Annotated in this window: 28 protein-coding genes; 16 read left to right on the top strand and 12 right to left on the bottom strand. The window is 60.4% G+C overall.

The window, feature by feature from the left end; genetic code table 11:
• Positions 1-8 precede the first annotated feature (8 nt).
• Positions 9-1,088, top strand: coding sequence for an AI-2E family transporter (locus EHO01S_RS05195; protein WP_024522958.1), 1,080 nt, complete (start codon positions 9-11; stop codon positions 1,086-1,088).
• 41 nt (positions 1,089-1,129) lie between these two features.
• Here EHO01S_RS05195 and bcp read toward each other — a convergent pair whose 3' ends face one another.
• Both bcp and EHO01S_RS05185 read right to left on the bottom strand, forming a co-directional pair.
• Positions 1,130-1,600 carry a thioredoxin-dependent thiol peroxidase gene (bcp, locus tag EHO01S_RS05190; RefSeq protein WP_024522957.1) on the bottom strand — a complete coding sequence of 157 codons (471 nt, stop codon included), beginning with the start codon at positions 1,598-1,600 and terminating at the stop codon, positions 1,130-1,132.
• Between the two features lie 19 nt (positions 1,601-1,619).
• On the bottom strand, positions 1,620-2,222 hold the full coding sequence (locus EHO01S_RS05185) for a glycine cleavage system transcriptional repressor (protein ID WP_370447914.1): 603 nt from the start codon (positions 2,220-2,222) through the stop codon (positions 1,620-1,622).
• A 102-nt stretch (positions 2,223-2,324) separates the two neighbouring features.
• On the opposite strand from EHO01S_RS05185, the gene dapA reads away from it, so the two are divergent.
• The 3 genes from dapA to purC all read left to right on the top strand — a co-directional run bounded on the left by dapA (position 2,325) and on the right by purC (position 5,135).
• Positions 2,325-3,206, top strand: coding sequence for a 4-hydroxy-tetrahydrodipicolinate synthase (dapA, locus tag EHO01S_RS05180; RefSeq protein ID WP_024522955.1), 882 nt, complete (start codon positions 2,325-2,327; stop codon positions 3,204-3,206).
• 16 nt (positions 3,207-3,222) lie between these two features.
• Positions 3,223-4,263, top strand: coding sequence for an outer membrane protein assembly factor BamC (gene bamC, locus EHO01S_RS05175; RefSeq protein ID WP_024522954.1), 1,041 nt, complete (start codon positions 3,223-3,225; stop codon positions 4,261-4,263).
• 158 nt (positions 4,264-4,421) lie between these two features.
• Positions 4,422-5,135: a phosphoribosylaminoimidazolesuccinocarboxamide synthase gene (purC, locus tag EHO01S_RS05170; protein WP_024522953.1), complete on the top strand. Its 714-nt coding sequence runs from the start codon at positions 4,422-4,424 to the stop codon at positions 5,133-5,135.
• Positions 5,136-5,242: 107 nt separating this feature from the next.
• Here purC and EHO01S_RS05165 read toward each other — a convergent pair whose 3' ends face one another.
• Genes EHO01S_RS05165 through EHO01S_RS05155 form a run of 3 tightly spaced genes read right to left on the bottom strand, consistent with a single transcriptional unit; the run spans position 5,243 to position 7,728 of the window.
• The gene (locus EHO01S_RS05165; RefSeq protein WP_024522952.1) at positions 5,243-5,926 is read right to left on the bottom strand and encodes a cyclase family protein; all 684 of its coding nucleotides are present in this window, start codon (positions 5,924-5,926) and stop codon (positions 5,243-5,245) included.
• A 25-nt stretch (positions 5,927-5,951) separates the two neighbouring features.
• The gene (locus EHO01S_RS05160; RefSeq protein ID WP_024522951.1) at positions 5,952-6,683 is read right to left on the bottom strand and encodes an MIP/aquaporin family protein; all 732 of its coding nucleotides are present in this window, start codon (positions 6,681-6,683) and stop codon (positions 5,952-5,954) included.
• Positions 6,670-7,728 carry an alpha/beta fold hydrolase gene (locus EHO01S_RS05155; RefSeq protein WP_024522950.1) on the bottom strand — a complete coding sequence of 353 codons (1,059 nt, stop codon included), beginning with the start codon at positions 7,726-7,728 and terminating at the stop codon, positions 6,670-6,672. Before EHO01S_RS05155 ends, EHO01S_RS05160 begins: the two co-directional genes overlap by 14 nt.
• Positions 7,729-7,981: 253 nt before the next feature.
• Between EHO01S_RS05155 and EHO01S_RS05150 the strand changes: the two genes are divergently transcribed.
• A complete protein-coding gene (locus EHO01S_RS05150; protein ID WP_024522949.1) occupies positions 7,982-9,946 on the top strand; it encodes a tRNA(Met) cytidine acetyltransferase TmcA in 1,965 nt (654 codons plus the stop codon).
• A 162-nt stretch (positions 9,947-10,108) separates the two neighbouring features.
• Positions 10,109-10,783, top strand: coding sequence for an esterase (ypfH, locus tag EHO01S_RS05145; protein ID WP_024522948.1), 675 nt, complete (start codon positions 10,109-10,111; stop codon positions 10,781-10,783).
• A 12-nt stretch (positions 10,784-10,795) separates the two neighbouring features.
• Here ypfH and EHO01S_RS05140 read toward each other — a convergent pair whose 3' ends face one another.
• From EHO01S_RS05140 to acrD, 5 genes are all read right to left on the bottom strand, one after another.
• On the bottom strand, positions 10,796-11,002 hold the full coding sequence (locus tag EHO01S_RS05140; protein WP_024522947.1) for a YpfN family protein: 207 nt from the start codon (positions 11,000-11,002) through the stop codon (positions 10,796-10,798).
• Complete coding sequence (locus EHO01S_RS05135) at positions 10,999-11,664, bottom strand: M15 family metallopeptidase (protein WP_024522946.1); 666 nt, start codon at positions 11,662-11,664, stop codon at positions 10,999-11,001. Before EHO01S_RS05135 ends, EHO01S_RS05140 begins: the two co-directional genes overlap by 4 nt.
• 11 nt (positions 11,665-11,675) lie before the next feature.
• Positions 11,676-12,809 carry a succinyl-diaminopimelate desuccinylase gene (gene dapE / locus EHO01S_RS05130; RefSeq protein WP_024522945.1) on the bottom strand — a complete coding sequence of 378 codons (1,134 nt, stop codon included), beginning with the start codon at positions 12,807-12,809 and terminating at the stop codon, positions 11,676-11,678.
• Positions 12,806-13,189, bottom strand: coding sequence for an ArsC family reductase (locus tag EHO01S_RS05125; protein ID WP_024522944.1), 384 nt, complete (start codon positions 13,187-13,189; stop codon positions 12,806-12,808). Before EHO01S_RS05125 ends, dapE begins: the two co-directional genes overlap by 4 nt.
• Before the next feature lie 421 nt (positions 13,190-13,610).
• A complete protein-coding gene (gene acrD, locus EHO01S_RS05115) occupies positions 13,611-16,727 on the bottom strand; it encodes a multidrug efflux RND transporter permease AcrD (protein WP_024522942.1) in 3,117 nt (1,038 codons plus the stop codon).
• Between acrD and EHO01S_RS18825 the strand changes: the two genes are divergently transcribed.
• On the top strand, positions 16,726-16,974 hold the full coding sequence (locus EHO01S_RS18825) for a hypothetical protein (RefSeq protein WP_148707556.1): 249 nt from the start codon (positions 16,726-16,728) through the stop codon (positions 16,972-16,974). The genes acrD and EHO01S_RS18825 overlap by 2 nt on opposite strands.
• A 35-nt stretch (positions 16,975-17,009) precedes the next feature.
• Positions 17,010-17,297, top strand: coding sequence for a winged helix-turn-helix domain-containing protein (locus EHO01S_RS05110; protein ID WP_024522941.1), 288 nt, complete (start codon positions 17,010-17,012; stop codon positions 17,295-17,297).
• A gap of 34 nt (positions 17,298-17,331) precedes the next feature.
• Here the strand turns inward: EHO01S_RS05110 and narP are convergent, their stop codons facing one another.
• Together narP and narQ are read right to left on the bottom strand one after the other, a co-directional pair.
• The gene (narP, locus tag EHO01S_RS05105) at positions 17,332-17,979 is read right to left on the bottom strand and encodes a nitrate/nitrite response regulator protein NarP (protein WP_024522940.1); all 648 of its coding nucleotides are present in this window, start codon (positions 17,977-17,979) and stop codon (positions 17,332-17,334) included.
• A gap of 54 nt (positions 17,980-18,033) precedes the next feature.
• Positions 18,034-19,734, bottom strand: coding sequence for a nitrate/nitrite two-component system sensor histidine kinase NarQ (narQ, locus tag EHO01S_RS05100; protein ID WP_024522939.1), 1,701 nt, complete (start codon positions 19,732-19,734; stop codon positions 18,034-18,036).
• A gap of 360 nt (positions 19,735-20,094) precedes the next feature.
• Between narQ and napF the strand changes: the two genes are divergently transcribed.
• The 8 genes from napF (at position 20,095) to nudK (ending at position 26,916) form a co-directional block, all read left to right on the top strand.
• Positions 20,095-20,613, top strand: a complete 519-nt coding sequence (gene napF / locus EHO01S_RS05095) for a ferredoxin-type protein NapF (RefSeq protein WP_024522938.1) — start codon at positions 20,095-20,097, stop codon at positions 20,611-20,613.
• Positions 20,610-20,876 carry a chaperone NapD gene (napD, locus tag EHO01S_RS05090; RefSeq protein ID WP_024522937.1) on the top strand — a complete coding sequence of 89 codons (267 nt, stop codon included), beginning with the start codon at positions 20,610-20,612 and terminating at the stop codon, positions 20,874-20,876. The genes napF and napD overlap by 4 nt, the downstream gene beginning before the upstream one ends.
• The gene (gene napA / locus EHO01S_RS05085; protein ID WP_024522936.1) at positions 20,873-23,362 is read left to right on the top strand and encodes a nitrate reductase catalytic subunit NapA; all 2,490 of its coding nucleotides are present in this window, start codon (positions 20,873-20,875) and stop codon (positions 23,360-23,362) included. Before napD ends, napA begins: the two co-directional genes overlap by 4 nt.
• A gap of 12 nt (positions 23,363-23,374) precedes the next feature.
• On the top strand, positions 23,375-24,127 hold the full coding sequence (gene napG / locus EHO01S_RS05080; RefSeq protein ID WP_024522935.1) for a ferredoxin-type protein NapG: 753 nt from the start codon (positions 23,375-23,377) through the stop codon (positions 24,125-24,127).
• Positions 24,127-24,993, top strand: coding sequence for a quinol dehydrogenase ferredoxin subunit NapH (gene napH / locus EHO01S_RS05075; RefSeq protein WP_024522934.1), 867 nt, complete (start codon positions 24,127-24,129; stop codon positions 24,991-24,993). The genes napG and napH overlap by 1 nt, the downstream gene beginning before the upstream one ends.
• Positions 24,990-25,436, top strand: a complete 447-nt coding sequence (gene napB / locus EHO01S_RS05070) for a nitrate reductase cytochrome c-type subunit (RefSeq protein ID WP_024522933.1) — start codon at positions 24,990-24,992, stop codon at positions 25,434-25,436. The genes napH and napB overlap by 4 nt, the downstream gene beginning before the upstream one ends.
• Positions 25,437-25,445: 9 nt before the next feature.
• Positions 25,446-26,066, top strand: a complete 621-nt coding sequence (gene napC, locus EHO01S_RS05065; protein WP_035370233.1) for a cytochrome c-type protein NapC — start codon at positions 25,446-25,448, stop codon at positions 26,064-26,066.
• Positions 26,067-26,328: 262 nt separating this feature from the next.
• Positions 26,329-26,916, top strand: coding sequence for a GDP-mannose pyrophosphatase NudK (gene nudK / locus EHO01S_RS05060; RefSeq protein ID WP_024522931.1), 588 nt, complete (start codon positions 26,329-26,331; stop codon positions 26,914-26,916).
• Positions 26,917-26,994: the final 78 nt, after the last annotated feature.

The following is a 26,994-nucleotide window of genomic DNA, read 5'->3' as shown; positions in this document are numbered from 1 at the left end:
GTATAACCGTGCTTGAAATGCTGATGCAGTGGTACCGGCGTCGTTTCACCGACCCGCAGGCGATTGCCCTGCTGACCATACTGCTAGTAGGTTTTTGCATTATCTATTTCTTTAATGGCATCTTGGCGCCGTTGCTGGTCGCCATCGTGCTGGCCTACCTGCTGGAGTGGCCGACCAACAAGTTGGAGGGCATCGGTTGTTCGCGGATCTGGGCGGTGAGCGTGGTTCTGCTGGTGTTTATTGGCATCGTGCTGATGACCATGTTGGTGTTGATCCCGATCGTCTGGCAGCAGGGATTGGGGTTGATGGGCGACATGCCGAAGATGGTAACCCGTTTTTATGAGTTCGCCGCCACCCTACCGCGCCGCTATCCGGCGTTGGTCGATGCCGGCATCATTGATGTGGTGGTAGAGAACCTGCGTGCGCGGATGGCGCTGATGGGAGAGTCGGTACTGAAGTTTTCCTTAGCATCGTTGGTGGGGATGGTGACGCTGGCTATCTATCTGGTGTTAGTGCCGCTGATGGTGTTCTTCCTGCTGAAAGATAAGGAGCAGATGCTTAACGTGTTGCGCCGCGTCTTACCGCGCGAGCGTGGTCTCGCCGGCCAGGTATGGTTGGAGATGAATCAGCAGATCACCAACTACATTCGCGGCAAGGTGGTTGAGATGATCGTGGTCGGCGTGGCTACCTATTTGGTGTTCCTGATCCTCGGGTTGAACTATGGCCTGCTGTTGGCGGTTCTGGTCGGTGTTTCGGTGTTGATCCCTTACATCGGCGCGGTACTGGTGACGATTCCGGTGGTGCTGGTGGCGTTGTTCCAGTGGGGGATGGGCGCGGATTTCTGGACGCTGTTTATCGCCTATCTGGTGGTACAGGGATTGGATGGCAACGTCTTGGTGCCGTTACTCTATTCGGAGGCGGTCAACCTGCACCCGTTGGTGATCATTCTGTCGGTGATCATCTTCGGCGGTTTGTGGGGGTTTTGGGGCGTCTTCTTCGCCATTCCGTTGGCGACCTTGGTCAAGGCGGTGATCCATGCCTGGCCGGATGATTTCGGTAACGAGGCGCCGAGCGATACGGCGCAGTGAGCGTAGTGCGGCGCCTAAGGGCGCCGCGGGATTACGCGCCTTTAGGCATGGGCACGCAGATAGGCCAGCACCACCTCGCTGTGGTTGCTGGTCTTAAAGTCGTCGAACACATGCGCTACGCGGCCTTCAGCATCGATCAGGAAGCTGATGCGGTGGATGCCATCGTAGGTCTTGCCCATGAACGATTTTTCGCCCCAGACGCCGAACTGTTCGGCGACGTGGTGGTCTTCATCGGACAGCAGGGTGAAGTTCAGCAGCTCTTTCTCGGCGAAGCGTGACAGCTTCTCGGGCTTATCGCTGCTGATGCCCAGCACCTCCACGCCGAGTTGCTTCAGTTCAGCCATGCTGTCGCGCAGTCCGCAGGCTTGTACCGTACAGCCTGGGGTCATCGCTTTGGGATAAAAATAGACCAATACGCTCTGGCCCTGGAAGTCGGCCAGGCTGATCTGCTCACCATCTTGATCCAACAAGGTGAACTGCGGCGCGAGGCTACCGGCTTGCAATGGACTCATTACCATACTCTCCATCTCTTTATTCGTCATGCTGAGAATAATTCACTACGTTAATGCTGCCCTGAGCGTTCAGCTCGGCACATAGCCGATTGAAGGCCTGTTCGATCAGGCTGGGATCCTGGTTGGCCGGGCTGTGGGCGGTGATCTGAATATAGAGCTGTTGCTCTGCCGAGCCGTCGCGGGTCTGGGTGCGAGACACCAGCTCGGCGATGTTCATCTGATACGAGTCAAACAGATCGGTGAAGCGTTCAATGATATGCGGCGAGTCTTTAACCTCCACCTGTACCCAAACCGTCGCCGGCATGGTGGGACGTTCGTGCCAGGCGGTGCGCTTCATCACGATCAGTAGATCCATCTCGACGCCTTTCAGCGGCAGGGTGGATTCGATCAGGGTAATCGCGTTCCAGCTGCCGGAGAGCAGCATGATGAACGTGAACTCTTCGCCCAACATCGCCAGACGGCTGTCTTCAATGTTACAGCCGCAACTACTAACGTGACGGGTAATATTGTTGACGATGCCGGGGCGGTCCGCGCCAAGGGCGGTGATGACTAAATAGTGTTGATTGGGCTGTGGCAAAAGAGTTCTTCCTGTAATGGGGATCGGGTGTACCAAGGTAATCATAAAAAAAAGTACGCGACAAGCAATTAGCATTCAGATGTCTACTTGCGTTGGCAATGCTTTAAAACGTACCATGAGACGCCTGTTTTTAGAGGGGGATGGAGTATGTTCACGGGAAGTATTGTTGCGCTGGTCACGCCGATGGATGACAAGGGGCATGTCGACCGCGCTAGCCTGAAAAAGTTGGTGGATTACCATGTCGCCAGCGGTACGTCGGCGATCGTTGCCGTGGGCACCACCGGTGAGTCGGCGACGTTGAGTCATGACGAGCATGTCGACGTAGTCTTACAGACGCTGGAGCTGGCCGATGGACGCATCCCGGTGATCGCCGGTGCCGGCGCTAACGCTACCAGCGAGGCCATCGCGCTGACCACGCGTTTTAATGATAGCGGGGTGGTGGGCTGCCTGTCGGTGACACCTTACTATAATAAACCGACGCAGGAGGGGCTGTTTCAGCACTTCCGCGCCATCGCCGCCTGCACCGATCTGCCGCAGATCCTGTATAACGTGCCGTCGCGCACGGGGTGCGATATGCTGCCGGAAACCGTGGCGCGCCTGGCGCAGATCGAAAATATCGTCGGAATTAAAGAGGCGACCGGGAACTTAAGCCGTGTCGGCCAGATCCAAGATCTGGTGCGCGACGAAGATTTCATCCTGCTGAGCGGCGATGATGCCTCGGCGCTGGATTTCATGCGTCTGGGCGGGCAGGGCGTTATCTCGGTGACGGCGAACGTTGCGGCGCGCCAGATGGCCGAGATGTGCCGTCTGACGCTGGCCGGCGAGATTGCCGCCGCCCGTGACCTGAATCAGCGTCTGATGCCGCTGCATCACGACCTATTTATAGAAGCAAACCCGATACCCGTAAAATGGGCAAGCAAAGTATTGGGCTTGATAGCGACCGACACCCTGCGTCTGCCGCTGACACCGCTGAGCGACTCTGCGCGCCCGGTGGTAGAACGCGCACTGCGCCATGCCGGTGTGCTGTAACTCTTAGGGAGATTGAATGGCTTACTCAGTACAAAAGTCGACGATTGCCACCCTCGTTGGCGTCTCTTTGGCGATGATGCTCTCCGCCTGCTCCAGCGACCAGCGCTATAAGCGCCAGGTCAGCGGAGATGAGGCTTACCTGGAAACGCCGGCGCTGAAGGAGCTGAAGGCGCCAGCGGGGATGATCCTGCCGTTGCAGAATAGCACCTATGATATTCGCTTGGGCAATGATAAAGGGGCTATCGGCAAGGCGCTGGATATCCGTCCGCCGGCTCAAGCGCTGGCGCTGCTCAACGGCTCGCGCGCCCAGTACAGTAACGGCGCCGCCATGATGCTGGTGGAAAACACCGCCGGAACCCGTGGGTTGTGGGGGCAAGTGGTGAGCGCGGTACAGGCGGACAACTTCCCGATCGCTAACCGTCAGGACGCCAGCCAGTCGCTGACTACCGACTGGATCGCCTTCAATCGTGCCGATGAAGATCAGCAGTATCGCGGGCGTTATCAGATCTCCGTGCAACCGCAAGGTTATCAGACCGCGATCGTGGTCAAGTCTTTGGCCCTGGAGCAGAGTGGTTCGCCGGTAACGGCGAACGGTGAGATCCAGCGCTATGCGGTTAACGTCTTGAACGATGTGGTCAGTAATCTGGACAAGATCCAGAGTGAGCTGGCGGATGCGCGTGCCAATCGCACCACCGGTCAGATCGATGTGCAGAGTGGCGCGGACGATACCGGCTTGCCGTTGCTGATCGTGCGGGCACCTTATGCGCAGGTGTGGGAGCGCGTGCCAGCGGTGCTGACGCGTCTGGGGATGACGATCAGCGACAGCAGTCGTCCACAGGGTACCATCGCGGTGAAATACAAAGAGCCGGGCAGCAGCACCTGGGAGAGCCTGGGGGTGAGTGCGCCGGATCTGGCCAATGGCGACTACAAAATCCAGGTCGGTGATCTGGATAACCGTACCAGTCTCCAGTTCCTCGATGGTAAGGGACAACCGTTGACTCAGGCGCGCAACGATGCGTTGGTCAAGGTGTTCCAGGCGGCGTTTGCCCGTCCGTAACGCGGGCTGAATGATCATCAGGGGGCTGCGGCCCCCTTTTTTCTGCATTTTTCCCTCCACGCAAACGTTTGGCTGGCGTATAATGCCTGCCATCCGGCGCTATCGCCGCCGCCGAACGCTTCGGTTTATTCTGTCCTTAACCTATTGGAGTACGCAAAATGCAAAAGCTCGCTGAGTTGTACCGTGGTAAAGCCAAAACGGTCTATGCCACGGATAATCCGGATCTGCTGATTCTGTCGTTCCGCAACGATACGTCAGCGCTGGATGGCCAGCGCATTGAGCAGTTTGATCGCAAGGGGATGGTGAACAATAAGTTTAATCACTTCATCATGACCAAGTTGGAGCAGGCTGGGATCCCGACACAGATGGAGCGCTTGCTGTCCGACACCGAGGTGTTGGTGAAGAAACTGGATATGGTGCCGGTCGAGTGTGTGATCCGTAACCGCGCCGCGGGTTCATTGGTGAAGCGTCTGGGCATCGAAGAGGGGACTCCTCTGAATCCGCCATTGTTCGATCTGTTCTTGAAGAACGATGCGATGCACGACCCGATGGTGAATGAATCCTACTGCCGCACCTTCGGCTGGGTCAGTGATGCGCATCTGGCTCAGATGAAGGCGCTGAGCTACCGGGCCAACGAGGTGCTGAGCCAGTTGTTTGATGACGCCGGACTGATCCTGGTCGATTTTAAACTGGAGTTCGGCCTGTTCAAGGGCGAACTGGTGTTGGGCGACGAATTCTCTCCGGATGGCAGCCGACTGTGGGATAAGGTGACGCTGGAGAAGATGGATAAAGATCGCTTCCGCCAGAATCTGGGTGGCCTGATCGAGGCCTATGAAGAGGTCGCTCACCGCTTGGGTGTGCAACTCGACTAAGCCTGTATCCGATGGGACGGTGGGACGCGGCCCGTCATCGTCCGGTGTTGCTTGCAGCGGGGCCGCGATGCGTGGAAAGAGGACGGGGGCGTTAGCCTCCGTCGGCATTATGGCGCCAGTCCGGCCATGACGCTCACCTGCCCGCTGTCGGCGCCGACGATCCGACTTGGCCCCAGGGTCAACAGCAGTGGTAGCGCATCTTGCAGCGATGTGAGCGCCATATCTTCGATAGCGATAATAAACTTCTTGCTATAGTACCCCAGCAGCCAACGGTGCGCCTCCACGCCCAGATCGTTGCAGGGGGAGCCGATAGAGAGAAAATCCATGCCAATGCACAGCAGGCGTGGAAAGTGCTCAACCAGATAGCGGCAGAGATCGGGGTGCAGGCAAGGCCCCTCTTTGCTGTATATCTCGGGAGCGCGCTGGCGATAGGCCTCGAATCCGGTACGGATCAACAACAGCTTTTTATCTTGCAGCTGTGGGGCGTAGGGGGCGATATCCGCGCGGGTCACGATCGTGCGCGGCCCCTTTGGCACGGCGATCAACAGAATTTCATTTTGCTGATAGGCAAAGTAGTCGATGGGCAACTGGTGCAATGCGGGACCGTTGGGGCAAAAATGGCGGGGGGCATCGCAGTGGGTGCCAAAGTGATTAGGCAGGTGACTTATCACTGCGTTAAACGGGCTATTCTGCTGATCGATGCGCGACGTGACGGTGAGGGATAGCGTGGGCTCTCCCGGCCAGGCGACGTCCGTCGGATCCAGTTTATGGGATAAAAAGACAAAGCGCATAAGCGTGACTCCTGTCGGGTGAGGATTAGCTGCCGACACCGCTGAATAGGGCGCGGTAGCACAGAGCCGCCAGCGCGGCGCCTAACAGCGGGCCGACGATCGGCACCCAGGCATAGCGCCAGTCGGAGCTGCCCTTGCCACGGATCGGCAGCAGGGCGTGGATGAGGCGCGGCATCAGATCGCGCGCGGGGTTGATGGCGTAGCCCGTTAGCCCGGCAAAGGCCATCACTCCGCCGGACAGGGCGATAAACAGATAGAGAAAGGCGACGCCATTGGCGGGAAGCGAATGGGGAAAGCTCAGCACGGTAAGCATCAGGATAAAGGTGGCGGTGGCCTCGGCCAGCGCGTTTTTTAGCCCGCCGCGGATAGCCGGCGCGGTGGCGAAGACACCGAGCTTGCTGCGCGGACTCTCTTCGCTATCGAGGTGCTCCCGGTAGAGTACCCAGACCAGCAGCGCGCCGCAGAAGGCGCCGCAAACCTGGGCTAGGAGGTATCCGGGGATCTGCTCGGCGGGAAAGCGCCCCGCCAGAAAGAACCCCAGGGTAAACGCCGGGTTGCAGTGGGCACCGGAGATGGGGGCGACGATGATGGCGGCCGAGGTCATGGCGGCGCCCCAGCCCAGCGCCGCCACGCCGGCGCCAGCACCATAGAATGCCGAACTGCGCAGCGAGACGGCGGCGACCACGCTGAGTCCCAGGGTGACCAGCAGGGCGGTGCCAATAAACTCGGCTAAATACAGTGAGCTATGCAGCGGCATGGTGCCTCCTTGACGGCACGCTCAGCAGAAAACGCGCGACCTGTGGCGCATAAAGGTGCGCCTGAGCGGTCGTGGCGTGGCCGCGGCTCTGCGGGCCCGCCGGGATCAGGTAGAGGGTACCGTGCGGCAGGCGCGCGATAGCGCGCTGCATGATCCCGGTCTCGGGCGGGTTTCGCTCATCGTCGGCGGCATTAATCGCCAGTACTGCGGCGCGCACCTGCTCCAAATGTGCATCGGCACGGTAACCGCGCGAGGCGTCCCACTGGTACAGCAGATCGTTGGCGTCGACGTTAAAGGGGGCAGACAGGCGCTGCTCCAGTAGTCGCTGCGCGCTGTCCCAGGTCGGCGCCTGCCGCTGCCAGGCTAGGTTCCCCCCGCTGGTGGCGATGGCGTAGAAGACGCTGGCAAAGTGTGCGCTGGGCGGCTGCTGACGGTAGTTGCCGTTTTGCCACGCTGGGTCTCGGCGAATGCTGTCGGTGATCAGTCGACGCAGTATCCAGTTGCGAGAGGCCATCTCCGTGGGCTGGGCGGCCATGGGAATGAGTGCGTCCATGGCATCGGGATAGCGTTCGGCCCAGAGCCAGGCGTGCATCCCACCCATGGAGTTGCCCATGACCAGACGCAGGTGGGAGAGGCCTAGCCCCTCGCGCACCAGGCGAAACTGTGCGGCGACCATATCCAGATAGTTGTAGCGCGGGAAGCGGGCGCGCAGTCCATCGGAGGGCTTACTGGAGCGGCCGTGGCCGATGGCGTCCGGCATGATGATGAAATAGCGCTGAATATCGAGGGGTTGACCGGGGCCAAACATCGCCTCGGCAAAGTCGGGGGCCATAAAGCTGTCGCCGCTACCAGCGGTGCCGTGCAGCAGCAGCACCGGCATCCCGCCAGGATCGCCCAGAGTACGGTAGTGCAGCGTCAGATCCATCCGTGTGCCATCGTGGAAGGAAAAGTCACGGGCGATCCAGTCTCCATGGCGCGGGGAGTGCGCCTGCGCGCCGGAGATCAGCGCCAGTAGTAGGAAAAACAGACGAAAAGTAGAGCGCATGCGTTTTTCTCCTTTGTGCAGAGGAAAAACCGGACATGGCACGGGCCATACTGCGCCGGGGGCGAGAGGCTGCGAGTAGGTTTGTGATAATTAGTTGTGTATTGTGATTTTATGATATTAAATGGTCTTTTTTGGTGATAAACATCACGATAATAGATTGCTTTGTGATTATTTGTTAATGATGACGCCGACAGCGCGGACGGTGGCGATGCTGGTATACTCTGGGGTCCCCTTTTGCTGCCGTGGTGTCGCTATGTCCCTTTCAGCCTCTCTTCCTGCCATGCGCCGTGCCGGCGTGCGTCGTCTGTTGGTGATCAGCGGGGATGCCGATTGGTGCCGACGGCGCGCCGCCCTTGCTATCGCCCCGCTGGCTGACGTGACCTGGTGCGGCAGTCCGGCGCCGACGGGATGCCAGGCGCTGCCGCTGACGCAGATCCGTACGGTGCTGGGACGTGAGCTGGGGCACTGCGTGCTGGACTGGCATCCGGGCTGTCACGCGGAGGCGCTGGCGGCGCTGGCCGGCACGCTGCGCGCTGGCAGTTGGTTGATCCTGTTGACCCCCTCTTGGTCGGCCTGGCCGCAGCAGGCCGATGCAGACAGTCTGCGCTGGAGTGAGTGTGCGCAGCCCATCGCGACGCCGCATTTCGTTTTCCACCTCTTGCGTACTCTGAGCGATGCTGCCGGGGTGACACTGTGGCGGCAGGGGGAAACATGCCGAGCGCCGACGCCGTTGGCGTTAGCGGACTGGCAGCCACCGGATGGCGCGCCGACGGCGCAGCAGCGTGCGATCCTCGCCGCGTTGACATGCCCGGCGGCGGTGAATGTGGTACTGGGGCCACGTGGGCGCGGCAAATCCACCCTGAGTGGCATGTTGGCGGTGCGCTTGGCGGGCCGCTGCCTGTTGACGGCACCGGCGCGGGTTTCGGCGGCGCGAGTGCAGCAGGCGCAGGCGGCGTTGCCATTCGTCGCGCCGGATGCGTTGTTACGGCGCATTGAGGCAGGCGAGACGCTAGCGGAGTGGCTGCTGATCGACGAGGCGGCGGCGATCCCGGCGCCGCTGCTGCACCGGTTGATCGCCGCCTTTCCCCGGGTGTTGATGACCACCACCGTGCAGGGTTATGAGGGAACCGGGCGCGGGTTCTTGCTCAAGTTCTGTGCCGAACTGCCCGATTGCCGCATTCATTATCTGGATCAGCCGTTGCGTTGGGCCGCCGCCGATCCGTTGGAAGCCTGGCTGAATGCGGCATTGCTGTTCACCGATACCGACGACGAACCAGCGGCACCCGTGACGTCGCTACGTTGGTTGTACCAGGCGCACTGGCAGACGGCGCCGGCACGTATGGCCGATTTCTACACGTTGCTCACCAGCGCACACTACCGAACCTCGCCGCTCGATCTGCGCCGCTTGATGGATGCGCCCGGTCAGCATCTGTGTGCGGCGTTGGGGGAGGAACGGGTGCAGGGGGCGTTGTGGCTGGTGGAAGAGGGCGGGCTCAGTGCCGAGTTGGCGCAGGCGGTATGGGCCGGCGTCCGGCGTCCGCGCGGCAGCCTGGTGGCCCAGTCGCTGGCGGCGCATGCCGGCGAGATCCTCGCTCCACAATTACGCTCCTGGCGTATCAGTCGTATCGCGGTGCTAGCGGGATTGCGTCGGCGCGGCGTAGCGACAGCGCTGGTGAACGAGGCTTTATCCCAGGGGCGTGGGCAGGCGATCGATTTTCTTTCCGTGAGTTTTGGTTATACCGCGCCGTTATGGGCCTTCTGGCAGCATTGCGGCTTTAGGCTGGTGCGCGTCGGGACACAGCGCGAAGCCAGTAGTGGCTGCTATAGCGCCATGGCGCTCTATCCCTTAACGTCGGCCGGGCAGGCATTGGTTGAGCGCCTCGCCCGACGCCTGGCGCGCGATGCGCAGTGGGTGATGGCGCAAACCGGACTCTCTCTGCCGCTGACGCCGTCGGCAGCCAGGCAGCCTGATGACGCCGATTGGCGCGAGCTGGCGGGGTTTGCGCATCATGCCCGTCCTTACGAGAGCAGTTGCCCGGCGCTGCTGCGCTTCTTGGCCACCTGTCCCGCCTCGACCCTGCCGCCGTTGCTGCTACAGTTACGACAGCAGCAGGGGGAGCTGGCGCGTCTCTCCTTACCGCCGGGTGTCAGCGGGCGGCGCGGGCTGATCGCCGCCCTACGCCAGGCGTTAGCGGCAGCCTTGGCCGCCCAGGCGTAACATTGCCAGTACACGGGAGCATTGAGCACCGCTAGGCATCGGGGCCGCTCTGGGCGTATAGTCATCGCGTAGAGAAGAGACAATGTTGTTAGTTATCAAGCGCGTTTTCCGTATTGCTGTCGCGTGCGAGCGGGGCCGGGATGCGTGCCGAAGGAGTTAAATATGGAGCATCATCATGTGGTGCAGCAGCCCGATGGGGCGCCGCAGCAGCTGATCTTACTGTTTCACACGGCGGGGGATAATCCGGTAGCGATGGGGCAGATCGGCGAGTATTTCGCCCATGCCTTTCCGCAGGCGCTGGTCGTTAGCCTCGGCTCGCCCGAAGTGAGTCCCGACGGGGCGGGATGGCAGTGGTATGCGCCACAGGCGGAGGATGAAGCGCAGCGCATTGCCGCGGTGATGCCGCAGTTTATCGCCCAGGTTCGTCACTGGCAGCAGGTCAGCGGCGTCGGCTACCCCGCCACTGCCCTGGTCGGTTTCTCCCAGGGAGCGATCATGGCACTGGAGGCGGTGCGCTGTGAGGCCGATCTCGCCGGACGAGTGATCGCCTTTAGCGGACGTTTTGCCACCTTGCCGCAGGATAAGCTGGGGAATACGGTGATCCATCTGCTACATGGCAGCGAGGACGAGCAGGTAACGCTTGCCGATGCCCAGGCGGCAGAGACGCGTCTGCGCGCTACCGGAACCGATGTGACGTTGGATACGGCGGCGGTGGGACACGCCATCAATGACGCTCTGATGGAGGCGGCATTGAATCGCATGTCGAGCTACATTCCTCAACGCTATTGGGACGAGGCACTCAGCGGTAAGCGGGGGGAGATCGTCGCTTACCGTTGAGGCGTGTAGGTGTTACTGGCGCGGCTTCCGTCCTTTGCCTGGCTTCGGCCAGTCATCATCGGCATCCCACTGGGCATTATTGTCGCGGTGGGGCGGCAAGGGGGGACGATGATTCAAATAACGCTTGGGATCGAGGCGCATCAGCGCCTTGATCCCGTTCCAGATCATCCCGACCAAGACCAGTAAGATTAGCCACCAATAGTCAGCCAGCCAACTCATTGTTTCCCCTCCTGGGTGTAAATATAACGTGCGAAGATCATCGCCATATTGGCCGTTAGCCAGGCGCGCCCGGCGATCTCGTGATCTTGCCAGGCCGCCAACAGTAAGGCTGGCGTCAGTTGGGTTTCGGCCTGCTGCGCCAGCGGACGGTAGCTCAGGTGCCAGGGCTCGGCGGCGACCCCCACGGGGGTGCGGCCGGTGAACGGTCGGTAAAAATCGAATTCGGCCATATGTGTATCCAGCCAGCGGGTGAGGGGATAGAAGTAGCCGCCGGCGTGATATTCCCACGGTTCCAGTTGTAGCCGGGCTTCCGCCGGCAGGGCATCGACATCGTAGACGTCGAGATCGCACCCCCAATGATGGCGGCTGGCACCGGGCAGAGCCGACCAGTGCAGGATAGCCTGGCAGCGCGCGCCAGGCGCTAGCTGGTTAGCTTGCAGTGGCCGGCTGTCGGCATCCAGCAGCGGACGGCGACCATGGAACTTGTCGTTCCAGATTGTCTGTTGGCGCGCGAAGTCGCGGAAGGTGCTGGCCGGTTGGAGATTAATCCCGTCGGCCTGCGCTCGCTGTTGCATGGCGCGGAACGCCTCGGCCGCCTGAGCCTGGAGGCGGTGATGGCCGCACAGCGCCACCAGGTGGTCGCTGCATTGGCCGGTCAACATCGCGGGGGTGATCATGCGATGAGTTGCTCCATGATACGTTGATACATACGGCTGAGGCGCTGGAGATCGGCGGCACTGACGCATTCATCGACTTTGTGAATAGTGGCGTTGAGAGGCCCCAGTTCGACCACCTGCGCCCCCATGCGAGCGATGAATCGCCCATCGGAGGTGCCGCCGGTGGTCAGCAACTGCGGCACCTGACCGGCGTAACAGCTGACGGCGTCGACTACCGCTTCGACTAACGCTCCGCCGGGCGTGAGGAAAGGCAGACCGGAGAGCGACCAGTTCAGGGTGTAGCGCAGCCCATGACGCGCCAGCAGCGCATTCACTCGTTGCTGGATCGACTCGACACTCGACTCGGTGCTGAAGCGTAGGTTGAATTGTACATACAACTCGCCAGGGATGACGTTATTGCTGCCGGTGCCAGCGGCGAGGTTGGCGATCTGTAGGCTTGTAGGCGGGAAAAAGTCGTTGCCGTGATCCCATTCGATGGCGACCAACTCGGCCAGCATCGGCGCGGCGCGATGTACCGGGTTGTCGGCCAGATGCGGATAGGCGACGTGTCCCTGTATGCCATGCACGGTCAGATCGGCGGTGATGGAGCCGCGTCGGCCATTCTTCACCACATCGCCGAGGCGTTGCTCGCTGGAGGGTTCACCCACCAGACAGTAGTCGAGGCGTTCGCCGCGCGCCATCAGGGTCTCGACCACCCGCACCGTACCATCGCGGGCGCAGGCCTCCTCGTCGGAGGTGATCAGAAAGGCCAGCCGGCCGCTGTGCGTGGGATGGGCGGCGACGAAACGCTCGGCGGCGACGATCATCGCCGCCAGGGAGCCTTTCATATCGGCGGCACCGCGGCCATACAGGAGGCCGTCTTCGAGTGTCGGGGTGAACGGGGGATGGCGCCATTGGCGCTCATCGCCGGGTGGAACGACGTCCGTATGACCGGCGAAAGCCAATACCGGTCCCGCGCCGCCCCGCCAGGCCCACAGGTTACGCGTCTCACCGTGCGGCATCGTTTCAATATGAAAATCCAGGGCACGCAGGCGGGCCAGCAGGATATCTTGGCAGCCGGCATCGTCGGGACTGATAGAGGGGCAACGGATTAGCTGTTGCGCCAGGGTGAGAACCGGGCAAAGCGTCATAGCGCCTCCTCGGCGAAGAAGGCCGCGTAGCTGTCGGCCTGGAAGCCCAATAGTAGCCGTTCCCCCTGTTGCAGCAGCGGACGTTTGATCAGCGCCGGATGAGTTAACATCAGCTGTAACGCTCCCTCTGGTTGCTGCGCCTGGGCGCGGGTAGCCTCATCCAGACCACGCCAGGTAGTGCCGCGCGTATTCAGCAGCGCCGTGACGCCCAACCGGGCGATAAACGCTTGTAACTGCGCCGCCTCCAGGCCATCGCGGCGGTAGTCATGAAAGCGGTAGGCTATCTGCCGTTCATCCAGCCATTTGCGGGCCTTTTTTACCGTATCGCAGTTCGGAATGCCGTAGATCACCGGCGCAGGAGAAGAGGACGGGCTGCTCATGATACTGTTACCTTTGCTGTACGAATGCCCCCATAATGCGGTAATTCCGCCGTGGGATCTACCCTTGGCGCACCGCGTGGGCCACGCCATACGCTACTGGCTTTCCGCGCGTTATCTGGCGCGGCTTATACAACTGCCTGTCCCCCTACCCACGCGCCATGGCACACGGTCGGAGCCCCCTCCCGGCAGCGCGCTAGCACGTGATGCTGGGCGAAATTTATCCGCCGAAAACTTCACCAGCGGCGGGGGACAGGGTATTATGCGGACGCCATTTCCCCTATACCTTAATAAAGATACGAAAATGATTGATAAAGAATTGGATACCTGGAAAGCATTTATTGAATTTATTTTGAGCCAGCGAGAGCAACAACAGGCGTAGCCGAGCCCCGCCCCTCGTTATACGGGCGGGGGCGCGCGGCGATCAGGAATGATAAGGCGGCTTGCCGGGGAAGCGGCGACGTACCAGGATAAAAAATAGCGGTACGAAGTAGATCGAGAGTAGCGTTGCGGCGATCATGCCGCCGAGGACGCCGGTACCGACTGCATGCTGGCTGCCGGAGCCGGCTCCGTGGCTGATAGCCAGCGGCAGGACGCCGAAGATGAAGGCCAGCGAGGTCATCAGGATCGGGCGCAGGCGTAGGCGGCAAGCCTCCAACGTCGCCGCCAGCAGATCTTTACCGTTACGATTGAGCTCGTTGGCGAACTCGACGATCAGGATGGCATTCTTCGCCGACAGGCCGATGATGGTCAACAGGCCGACTTGAAAATAGACATCGTTCTCCAACCCTCGCAGCCAGGTGGCGCAGACGGCACCCAGCACGCCGAGCGGTACCACCAACATCACCGAGAAGGGGATGGACCAACTCTCGTAGAGCGCAGCCAGACAGAGGAACACGACCAGCAAGGAGAGGGCGTACAGCGCCGGAGCCTGGGCACCAGAGAGGCGCTCCTGGTAAGACATGCCGGTCCATTCTAAGCCGAAACCGCTGGGCAGCTCGCCAACCAACTGCTCCATGATGTCCATCGCTCGTCCGGTACTGACGCCGGGCGCCGCCTCGCCGACTATCTCGACCGCCGCCGCGCCGTTATACCGTTCCAGTCGCGGCGAGCCAAAGTTCCAATGGGTACTGGCAAAGGCCGAGAAGGGCACCATCGCCCCCTGGGCGTTGCGCACATACCATTTGTTGATGTCTGACGGCAGCATGCGGTAGGCGGCCTCGCCCTGCACATACACCTTTTTTACTCGCCCACGGTTAAGAAAATCATTGACATAAGTGGAGCCCCAGGCGGTTTTTAGCGTGTCGTTGATATCGTTGATGCTCACGCCAAGCGCCTGCGCCTTGCGTTGGTCGATGTTGACCTGGAGCTGTGGACTATCTTCCATGCCGTTATGGCGGACCCGGGTCAATTCCGGCTGCTTGGCGGCGGCAGCCAGCAACTGGTCACGGGCTTGCATTAGCGCGTCGTGGCCGAGGCCAGCATGATCCTCCAGCTCCATATCGAAGCCGGCGGTGCTACCCAGGCCGGAGATCGCCGCGGGACTGCTGGCGAAGACGCGCGCCTCGCGGATCTGGGCAAACGCTTTACTGGCGCGTTCGATGATGGCGGCGGCGCTGTCGTTAGCGTTGGGGCGTTGCGGCCAGGGTTTGAGGCGAACAAACATACGGGCGACGTTCTGCCCATTGCCACCGGGGCCGGCACCGACGATAGAAAATACCGATTGCACGTCCTTGCCTTCGTCGACCAACAGATAATTTTCGACCTTCTCCACCACCTTCAGCGTCTCCTGCTGGGTTGAACCAACCGGTAATTGGATCTGGGTCATAAACACCCCGCGATCCTCTAATGGAAGAAAGGAGGTGGGCAGATGCAGGTACATGGCGCCCAGGCCGCCGAGGATCAACAGATAGAGCAGCATGCTGCGTCCCGCGTTGCGCACTACGCGCTCGACTCCGTTCTCATAGCGCAAGGCACTGCGCTCGAAGGTGCGATTAAACCAACCGAAGAAACCTTTCTTGTTGTGGTGTTGCGCCTTGTCGATCGGGCGTAGCAGGGTGGCGCAGAGCGCCGGGGTCAGGATCAAGGCGACCAGCACCGAGAAGATCATCGCCGAGACGATGGTGATGGAGAATTGACGATAAATCGCGCCGGTGGTGCCGCCGAAGAAGGCCATCGGCACAAAGACCGCCGACAGCACCAAGGCGATCCCGACCAACGCGCCCTGGATCTGATCCATCGACTTGCGGGTTGCCTCACGTGGCGAGAGCCCCTCCTCACTCATCACGCGCTCGACGTTTTCCACCACCACGATGGCGTCATCCACTAATAGCCCTATCGCCAACACCATGGCGAACATGGTTAGGGTATTGATGCTGTAGCCCATGGCGAGCAACACCGCGAAGGTGCCCAGCAACACCACCGGCACGGCGATGGTGGGGATCAAGGTGGCGCGCAGGTTCTGCAAGAACAGATACATCACCAAGAATACCAGCAGAATAGCCTCGAACAGGGTCTTCACCACATCCTGGATCGCCGCTTTGACGAACGGGGTAGTCTCGTAGGCATATTCTACCTTTAGACCATGGGGGAAATAGGGCTCCAGTTGGGCCAGCTTGGCCTTAACCCGGGCATCGGTGGCCAGTTCGTTGGCGCCGGAGGCCAGCTTGATGCTCATTCCGGTGGCTGGCTTACCATTAAAGCGCGAGAGGTAATCGTACTTTTCCGCGCCCAGTTCGACCTGTGCCACATCGCCAAGGGTGACCAGTGAGCCGTCGTTGTTGACCCGCAGGGTGATGGCACGGAATTGCTGCGGCGTCTGCAACTGGGATTGTGCCATCAAGGTGGCGTTGAGGGCTTGGCCGGGCACCGCGGGAGTGGCACCGATCTGGCCGACGGCGATCTGGCTATTCTGACTCTTGATGGCATTGACGACATCCTGGGTCGTCAGGGCGAACTGGTTGAGCTTAATCGGGTCGAGCCAGATGCGCATGGCGTACTGGGAGCCGAAGGCATCGACGCTGCCAACGCCTTCGATGCGGCTGATGGGATCTTGCAGATTACTGGCGACATAGTCGGCGATATCCTGGCGATCCATGCTGCCATCGGTGGAGACGAAGGCCACCGTCATCAGGCTGCTGTCGCCTGACTTGCTGACTCGGATCCCCTGCTGCTGCACCTCTTGTGGCAGCTTGCGGGTGGCGGCGCTGAGCTGATTCTGTACCTGTTGCATCGCCTCGTTGGGATCGGTGCCGGATTGGAAGGTCAGGGTAATCGAGGCGCTGCCACTACTGCTGCTCTGCGAGGACATATACATCAGCCCATCCAGGCCGGTCATGTTCTGCTCGATGATCTGGGTGACGGTGTTTTCGAGAGTTTGTGCCGAAGCACCGGGGTAAGAGGCGCTGATACGCACTGTCGGTGGCGCCAGGTCGGGATACTGCTCGATTGGCAGATCGCGGATGGCCAACAGGCCGGCCAGGCTAATGATAATGGCGATGACCCAGGCGAAGATGGGACGATCGATAAAAAATTTAGCCATGCACAGCCATCCTGCTAATTCTGATAACGAGGAAGTCGGTCACTCGTGGTGCGCCTTACGCACCAGCGCCGCTGATGATGTTGCACTGTATCCTGTGTCGGGAGAAAAAAAGTGGAGAAAAAATGGAAAAAACGTAAAAAATCGTGCGTTGGCGCATGGCTGTGCAATGAATGGTCGAAAAAGCGCCATTATGGCGCTGCGGCAGGGTGATTTTGCCGTGGTTTGCAGAAAAATTATGCAATACTAGGTCTTATTGCATTCAGGGAGTCCGAAGGAGAGGTGATGGAGATCAATCCGGTATTTGCCCGTCGGCTGTATCTATGCTGGCTACTGACCCATGAAGAGAAGCCGAATGTGCCACGCCTGATGCAGCGCACCGGTTGGCCGCGCCGCACGTTACAGGATGTGCTCAAAGCCTTACCGGGACTCGGGGTCACGCTGCGTTTCGTCGAACAGGGGGTACGTCATAACGACGGCTACTACATGCTGACGGATTGGGGGCCGCTCGACGCGGCTTGGGTGGCGTTACACGCCGAGGCGTTGCGCGCTAGCCTTGAGGCGACAGCGTAAGTGTCGAGGCCCAGTGACGGCCCCGACACGCGAGTCATTGGTTTTTACATTCCAGGTAGAGAACCGTCGCGGCGACGCGTGAGCGGACGTTCAGCTTACGCAGTAGGTTACGGATATGTACCTTGACCGTCTCCTCCGAAATGTGCAGCTGTGCGGCGATCTGCTTGTTGGACATGCCGCGAGCCACCTCTTGTAGCACGTCCAGTTCGCGTTCGGTAAGCTCGGCCAGTGGATCGGCGATCTCGCCGCGCGTGCCGAGATAGTCCAACACCGCCTCACTAAAGACGCTATGCCCTTCTGCCGCCTGGCGGATCTGGGCCAGCAGCGTCTCTGGCTCGCTATCTTTCAGTAGATAGCCATCCGCCCCAGCGTCGACCAAGGCGTACACATCGCTGCGAGCGTCGGAGACCGTCAGAATGATGATGCGCGCATCCACCCCTTCATGGCGCAGCGCCTTGAGTGTATCTAACCCCGATAATCCCTTCATATTGAGATCTAACAGGATCAAATCCGGTTGGAGACGTTCGGCCAAGGCGATGGCTTCGCTGCCGCTGCTGGCCTCGGCCACCACCGTGAAGAGCGTATCCAGCTCAAGCAGTTGGCGTATGCCTCGGCGCATGAGCGGATGATCATCGACGATCATGACGCGAAAACCAGCGCTGGTTGATGTTGGGTTTTCCATGACAAGCTCCCTGAAGGAGGGCGGCAGATCACCGCCCAGAATTATTATTATAAATCAGATCCCATCGCCGGATGTGGGGCGGAACGTCAGTGTGACACGGGTTCCTCCCGCCGGTCCTGGGGTGAGGTGCAATTCGCCGTCCAAACGGGCGGCACGTTCGGTCATGATGGTCAGACCATAGTGGCCCGGTGGCTCTTCGTGGCTCGGTAGCCCGATGCCATCATCGGTGATGCTGATGACATTGAGCCCATCGGCGCGCCCATGGCAGCTGACGCAAATGTGCTGTGCTTGCGCGTGCTTGATGGCGTTAAGCGTGGCCTCCCGGACAATCTGTAGTACATGAACCTGCTGCTGCGCATTGAGCAATTGGGAGGGCAGCGCGCAGTGTAGCGTGATCTGCGCCGTCGTCTGCAATTTTAGCGGGGCTAACAGTTGTTGCAATGCCTCGCGCAGATCGGCCTCCTCGATGGTCAGGCGGAAGGTGGCCAACAGCTCACGCAATTGGCGGTAGGCATCACTGAGAGCACGATCGAAGTCCTGAATGATCGCTTGTGCCTGGTGGTTTTCGGCCTCAGTCGCCCGGCGTAGCAAGGTGATTTGGATGCGCAGGAAGGCCAGTGCCTGGGCCAGCGAGTCGTGCAGTTCACGCGCGATGGTCGCTCGCTCCTCCATCAGCAGTAATTGCAGCTGTTGCTTCTGGGCACGGTTGAAGTAGACCCCGCGGCTGAGCATGTTGGCGACGTTTTGCATCAACTGGCGCTGTGGTGTCTGATGCGCCGGCCAACGCAGCATACCGAGCGGATGCCCATCCAGCATCAGCGGCAATGTCTCGCTCGCCTGGGCGGGGACGACCTTGCCGCTGGCGATCAGCCAACGCCCCTGGCCGCTGTCCACCACCTCCAACTGTAGGTAGTCCAGCCCTTCGCTGCTGCGCACGATCTTTAATACTTGCTCGAAGCTGGGTTGGGTGATCTGGCTGACGGTCAGCGCCTGCGAGGCCTCGAACAGTACGCCGAGGGTACGGTTGGCCTGGGTCAGGCTTTCGGTCTTTTCGCGGACCTTATCTTCGAGTGAGCGATACAGTTTTTCCAGCTCGCTCGACATGCGCACGAAGGCCTTGGACAGCACGCCCATCTCGTTAGGCAAGTTGACATCCAGGTGCAGCGGCGTGAAGTGGCCGTTCTGCATACGAACGCTGGCATTAACCAACTTATTGAGCGGCGCCACCACCTCGCGGCGAATGGTGCGGATGGCGAACCACACTAAGCCGAGCAGCGCCAGCAGGCCGATCAGGCTGATTAGTAACACTTGCTCCATCTTCTGCTCGGCGTGGCGCTGTAGCACCAGTACGAAGTGATCGATCTGATTGACGTAGTGTGCCACGCCGTGCAAGAAAGCCTGGCCATCGCCTTGGCGCAGTTGGATCTCTAATCTTTGCCAGGTGGTTAGCAGTTGGGCGTATTCGCCTTGCACCGAGTCGGGCACATAGAAGCGGGTCAGCTTTTGCAGTGCCGGGGCGTGCAGCGACTGGTTGTACTCGGCGAGATGGTGCGCCACATCCTGTGGTTGGTTGGTGAGATCGTAGGCCAGGCGATAGCTTTGCATCCGGAGCGAGCCGGCGATGTTCACCGCTTCGGCATCGTTGATGCTGCTGGCGACGGTCAACAGGGCGATGCCCGTCGACAGCACGGAGAGGATTACCATGGCGATCAGGGCGCGCGCTAGGGTACTGGTCACGGAGCGTTTTACCAACACGTCAGTTTTTCCTTGATGAGACAGGGCACGCCTTATGGGGGCGTGCGCACCATTCGTTATATAACTGTATAAATAGCGTTTTCCGTACGGCAGCGGACACAATGCGTGAAAGTGGACCCAAAGGTTTGATCCCGCGCAATTCTCCCCCGCATTTAACTCTAAAGAGGAATTATCAGCGCTACGAGAAACCGGATACTCGACGCCATAAGCACAATAACAACACAAATGCTGTGGTGAATACTAGCCGTGCTCCCAGTTGGCGAAAGATGGTGACGCGTCGTCATGATCCACGGGTGGACGCACGGACTGACCGCTAGCGCTTTGTTACCCGATGGATGAGCGATGTCACAGGAGCGTTCGATGACGACGTTGTCCCGACGCCAGTTGCTGCGTGGCCATTGGCGACATGCCGTGGCGGAGCGCCGCCCGCCTTGGGCATGCGCGGAAGCGGCCTTTGTGGCCGGTTGTAGCCGTTGTCATGCCTGTATCGCCCAATGTGAGAGCGGGGTGTTGGTGGTCGGCCAAGGCGGCTTTCCCACCCTCGATTTTTCCCGTGCCGAGTGCACCTTCTGTCGGCGTTGCGCCGATGCCTGCCCGCAGCCGTTGTTTCTTGCCGCCGATCAGCGCCCTTGGCGGTTGCATGTTGCGATCCAGGCGCATTGCCTGGCGCAGCGTGGCATTGAGTGCCGTAGCTGTCAGGATGGCTGCGAGCCGCGGGCGATCCGCTTCGTCCCCCGCCCGGACGGGGTGGCACTGCTACGTCTGGCCGCGGAGCATTGTAGCGGTTGCGGCGCCTGTATCGCCGCCTGTCCGGTCGATGCATTACGCATGGTGGAATATGGTGCACCCAGCGAGGTTGACGTTAAGGAAGGGGAATGAGCAGAGAGATATGGCACGTCTGCGGGCTGGTGGTTCAGGCCCGCCCACAAGTGGTGACGGACGTGGCGCAGCAGTTATCCGCCATGGACGGAACTGAAGTCGCGGCCAGCGAGCCGCAGCAGGGCAAGTTAGTGGTTGTCATGCAAAGCGAGGATTCAGACACGCTGCTGGATCGAATTGAGTCAGTACGCAATGTGGCAGGCGTGCTGGCGGTGTCGCTGGTTTACCACCAGCAGGATGAGCAAGGTGAGGATACGCCATGAAACTCAGTCGTCGAGACTTCATGAAAGCCAACGCCGTCGCTGCCGCTGCCGCAGCGGCAGGGCTGACCATTCCGACCGTGGCCAGCGCGGTGACGGGCGATGCGGCAGATACGATCACGTGGGAAAAAGCCCCGTGTCGCTTCTGTGGCACCGGATGTGGCGTGCTGGTCGGCACGCAGAATGGCCGTGTGGTGGCCTCCCAGGGCGACCCGGATGCACCGGTCAACCGGGGGCTGAACTGCATTAAGGGCTACTTCCTGCCCAAGATCATGTACGGTAAAGATCGGTTAACCCAGCCGTTGCTGCGCATGAAGAATGGCCAGTACAACAAAGAGGGTGAATTCACCCCGGTCAGTTGGGATCAGGCTTTCGATGTGATGGCCGATAAGTTCAAGGGGGCGCTGAAAGAGAAGGGGCCGAGCGCCGTCGGCATGTTCGGTTCTGGCCAGTGGACAGTATGGGAAGGCTACGCCGCCGCCAAGTTGTTCAAGGCCGGTTTCCGCTCTAACAACATCGACCCTAACGCGCGTCACTGCATGGCTTCGGCCGTGGTCGGCTTTATGCGTACTTTCGGTATGGATGAACCGATGGGATGTTATGACGACATCGAACAGGCCGATGCCTTTGTGCTGTGGGGCTCCAACATGGCGGAGATGCACCCGATCCTGTGGTCGCGCATCACCAATCGCCGACTGAGCAACGACCAGGTTCAGGTGGCGGTACTTTCCACCTTCGAACACCGTAGTTTTGAGTTAGCGGATAACCCGATCATCTTTACCCCGCAATCTGATTTGGTGATCCTGAACTACATCGCCAACTATATTATCCAGAACAACGCGGTCGACCAGGCGTTCCTCGATCAGCATGTCAATATCCGTAAAGGGGCGACCGACATCGGCTACGGCCTACGTCCGACCGATCCGCGCGAGAAGGCGGCGAAGAATGCGGGCAGCGATGCCTCGGAGCCGATGAGCTTCGACGAGTACAAGGCGTTCGTGGCCGAGTACACCCTGGAGAAGACCGCTCAGATGACCGGTGTGCCACCGGATCAATTGGTGGCGCTGGCTAAGCTGTACGCCGATCCGAACATCAAGGTCGTCTCCTACTGGACCATGGGCTTTAACCAGCACACCCGTGGGGTGTGGGCGAATAACCTGTGCTACAACATCCACCTGCTGACCGGCAAGATTTCCAAGCCGGGCTGTGGGCCTTTCTCCCTGACTGGTCAGCCCTCCGCCTGTGGAACCGCGCGCGAAGTTGGCACCTTTTCCCATCGTCTGCCGGCGGATATGGTGGTGACCAACGCCAAGCATCGCCAGATCGCCGAAACCCGCTGGAAGATCCCGTCCGGCACGATTCCAGACAAGGTGGGGCTGCACGCCGTAGCGCAAGACCGCGCGCTAAAAGACGGCAAGCTCAACGCCTACTGGGTGATGTGCAATAACAATATGCAGGCCGGCCCAAACATTAACCAGGAGCGCATGCCCGGGTGGCGCGATGCGCGCAACTTCGTTGTGGTCTCCGATCCCTACCCGACGGTCAGTGCGCTCTCCGCCGATCTGATCCTGCCGACCGCCATGTGGGTGGAGAAAGAGGGGGCCTACGGCAACGCCGAGCGGCGTACGCAGTTCTGGCACCAGCAGGTACAGGCGCCGGGCGAGGCAAAGTCGGATCTGTGGCAGTTGCTGGAGTTTGCCAAGCGTTTCACCGTCGATGAAGTGTGGCCGGCCGAGTTGTTAGCGCAGATGCCGGCGCTGAAAGGGAAGAGCCTGTATGAGGTGCTGTTCGTCAACGGTAACGTCAACAAGTATTCGCTGGACGAGATCCCGGCCGATCGCCTGAACGACGAGGCGCGTGCTTGTGGTTTCTACGTGCAGAAAGGGCTGTTCGAAGAGTATGCCGGTTTTGGCCGCGGCCATGGTCATGACCTGGCACCGTTCGATGACTACCACAAGGCACGCGGTATTCGTTGGCCAGTGGTCGACGGTAAGGAGACCCTATGGCGTTACCGCGAGGGCTATGATCCGTTCGTTAAAGCGGGGGAAGGGGTGCGCTTTTACGGCAAGCCGGACGGTAAGGCGGTGATCTTTGCGCTGCCCTATGAACCGCCCGCCGAGGTACCGGATCAGCAATATGACCTGTGGCTCTCCACGGGGCGCGTGTTGGAGCATTGGCATACCGGCTCGATGACGCGCCGTGTGCCGGAACTGCACCGCGCTTTCCCGGAGGCGGTGCTGTTTATCCACCCGCTGGACGCCAAGGTGCGCGGCCTGCGCCGCGGCGACAAGGTGAAGGTGTCGTCACGCCGCGGCGAGATGATCTCCATCGTCGAGACGCGCGGACGTAACCGTGTACCGCAGGGACTGGTGTATCTGCCCTTCTTCGACGCCGCACAACTGGTCAACGTGTTGACGCTGGATGCGACCGATCCGCTGTCGAAAGAGACCGACTTTAAGAAGTGTGCGGTGAAGGTTGAGAAGGTGTAAGGACGGCTGCTGATGACGGAACAACGCGATAAGGGGCCGGCGCGGCGACGCTTTCTGCGCGATGCCGTGCGCGGTGCGGGCGGCTTGGCGGCCGTGGCGATCCTGCTCGGGTTACAGCAGAAGCAGTCTCTGGCGCGGGATGGGGTGGCGTTACGTCCGCCCGGCGCGTTGCCCGCAGGCCGATTCGAGGCGGCCTGTATTCGCTGTGGTCAGTGCGTGCAGGCCTGTCCGTATGACACGTTACAACTGGCGACGTTGCTGTCGCCCTCGGCGGCCGGCACACCTTACTTCATCGCCCGTCAAACGCCATGCGAGATGTGTGACGACATCCCCTGTGTGGTGGCTTGTCCGAGCGGGGCGCTCGATCCGGCGTTGACCCGCATCGACGATGCCCGCATGGGGTTGGCGGTGTTGCTTGATCACGAGAACTGCCTCAACTGGCAGGGGTTGCGCTGTGACGTCTGTTATCGCGTCTGCCCGGCGATCGATCAGGCCATCACCTTGGAGTTACAGCGCAACGAACGCACCGGTAAACACGCCAAGTTCTTACCGACCGTGCATAGCGAGCACTGTACGGGCTGTGGCAAGTGTGAGCAGGCCTGCGTGTTGGAGGAGGCGGCGATCAAGGTCTTGCCGCTGGCGCTGGCACGCGGCGAACTGGGGCGGCATTACCGCCTCGGTTGGGTAGAGAAACAGCAGGCGGGGCATGCACTGGTGCCGGAAAGTGAGCCGCTGCCGATCCGCCAACCGCAAGGGGGTGAATGATGGCGAATCCGGTTGCCCAGGCAGGGTTGGCGGCGCGCCGCCGCCTCGGTTGGTGGCGTAGTCACCGCTGGTTGTGGTTACGGCGTACCTGCCAGTTGGGCGTGTTGGCGCTGTTTCTCAGCGGCCCGTGGTTCGGGGTGTGGATTTTAAAGGGCAATTACAGCGCTAGCCGTTTTCTGGACACCTTGCCGATGAGCGATCCGCTGATGATGCTGGAGAGCCTGCTTGCCGGTCATTGGCCGGCACTGACGGCATTGTTGGGGGCGTTAGTGGTGCTGGGGCTGTATGGCTTGATCGCCAGCCGCGCCTTCTGCGGCTGGGTCTGCCCGTTGAATCCGGTGACCGATCTGGCCGCCTGGCTGCGACGTCGTCTGGCTATGCGCCAATCGGCGCCGCTGTCGCGTCAGTTGCGTTATGGCATCTTGCTGGCCATCTTGGTCGGCAGCGCCGCCAGTGGCACGTTGCTGTGGGAGTGGCTTAACCCTGTGGCGTTGCTGGGACGTAGCCTGATCTTCGGGGCTGGTGCCGGCCTGTGGTTGATCCTGGCGATCTTCCTGTTCGATCTGTTGGTCACCGAGCATGGCTGGTGCGGTCACCTCTGTCCGCTCGGTGCCCTGTATGGGCTGATCGGCAGCCGGAGCCTGCTGCGTGTCGGCGCGACGCGCCGCGAACGTTGTACCCGTTGCATGGATTGCTTCCATGTTTGTCCGGAGCCCCAGGTGTTACGCGATCCGGTGCTCAATCACAATCACAGCCCGCTAGTACTGAAGCAAGAGTGCATCAGTTGTGGGCGCTGCATGGACGTATGTGCCGAGCAGGTATTTGAATTTAAGACACGATTTCATCGTTCGGGAGATAAACAATGAAGAGCAATGTCAGCAAGAAGCGGTTCTCCCTGGGGGTACTGTTACTGGCGTTGGCGGGAGGGGCCTTAGCCGTCGACGACGCGGTCGATTTGACTCAGTCGCCGGAGGTGTCCGGCACCAGTGAGGGACAGATCCGGATGCCGAAACAGCAGGAGCGGATGGCGTTGAACTATGTCAACCAACCGCCGATGATCCCGCACAGCGTGGATGGCTACCAGATCACCAAGAACACCAACCGCTGTCTGCAATGCCACGGGGTGGAGAATTACCGTACCACCGGCGCGATGCGTGTCAGCCCGACCCATTTCATCGACGCCAGTGGCAAGATGCTGGGGCAGGTGGCACCTAACCGCTACTTCTGTCTGCAATGTCATGTGCCGCAGAGCGACGCCGCGCCGATTGTCGGCAACACCTTTACTCCGTCCAACGGTTTTGGTCAGTAAAAGGGGCCGATGATGAGTGAGCAACGCAACGCCCCGACGGGCAACCAGCCGAGCCTGCTGCGCCGGGCATGGCAGTGGTGGCGTCGGCCTAGCCGTCTGGCGATCGGTACCCTGCTTCTGTTGGGGTTCGCTGCCGGCGTCCTGTTCTGGGGCGGCTTCAACGCCGGACTGGAAAAGGCCAACACCGAGCAGTTCTGCCTTAGCTGTCATGAGATGCGCGACAATGTTTACCAGGAGTATCTGGAGACGGCGCATTACGCCAACCGCAGCGGGGTGCGCGCCACCTGTCCGGACTGCCACGTGCCGCATGAGTTTGTGCCGAAGATGATCCGCAAGATTAAGGCCAGTAAGGAGCTGTACGGCAAGATCTTCGGGGTGATCGATACGCCGCAGAAGTTTGAGGCGCATCGCTTGCAGATGGCGCAGAACGAGTGGGCGCGCATGAAGGCCAATAACTCGCAGGAGTGCCGCAACTGCCATAACTTCGACAATATGGACTTCAGCCAGCAGAAGACGGTGGCGGCCAAGATGCATGACCAGGCGATCCGGGATAACAAGACCTGTATCGACTGCCATAAGGGCATCGCCCATAAGCTGCCGGAGATGAAAGGCATTCCTACTGGCTATTAAGCGCCCTTGAGGCGATATGCTAATCAATGCGCTCATCCGAGCGCATTTTTTTGTCCGCCCCGCGATGAGAGGGGATAGCGAGGCTAATCGGCCGCCGAAGCCGCAGGTATCTCACTTAAGGGCGCATTAGCAGGCTTATCGCGCCGCCAAGCGGATGCGCCTGTCGCCGCCAGCACCCGCCCGCCCATCGCGGCGGAGTATGAGCACGCGGCATTAATGCGTATGCTGAGGGCTATCTTGGCTCACGACATAAGGCTGTGCGATGAACATCCAATTTATTCATGAACGCTTACTCTCCGATGCCTGGCGTCCTCTGCGCGAGTACGAGTATGAGTTGCCGCACCATCGGGGCGGGGTGGTGCGGCAGCGGCGCGAGGTTTATCTGCGCGGTGACGGCGCTACCGTATTGCTGTATAACCCGCATCGTCGCTGCGTGCTGCTGGTTCGCCAGTTTCGTCTACCAACCTACCTAAATGGCAACCCGGACGGCATGCTGATCGAGGCCTGTGCGGGGTTGCTCGATCAGGACGCGCCGGAAACCTGTGTCCGGCGGGAGGCGATGGAGGAGACCGGCTATGCCATTGGCGAGGTTCGGCGGCTTTTTTCCGCCTATATGTCGCCGGGGGGCGTGACCGAGAGGGTGCATTTCTTTTGTGCCGAATATAGCGAGAGTCTGCATCAGGGGCACGGCGGCGGCATCGATGATGAAGATATCGAACTGTTAGAACTCTCCTATCAAGAGGCCTGGCGGATGGTCGAGGAGGGGCGCATCTGCGACGGCAAAACCATCATGCTATTGCAGCATGCGCGACTAACTAACTGGTTTTCCTCGTCAGATGAGGAGGCGTAGCGGCGGAATAAATACGCAGTCGGTGCGTTTCTTTGTGGCTTTATGTCTTGCCTCATAGTTTCGCGCGTTTCCGGCGCT

Source organism: Edwardsiella hoshinae NBRC 105699 = ATCC 33379 (assembly GCF_000474215.1).
GTDB classification, from domain to species: domain Bacteria; phylum Pseudomonadota; class Gammaproteobacteria; order Enterobacterales; family Enterobacteriaceae; genus Edwardsiella; species Edwardsiella hoshinae.
Note: the sequence above shows the minus strand (reverse complement) of the source record. Positions and strands in the feature narration are given on the sequence as shown.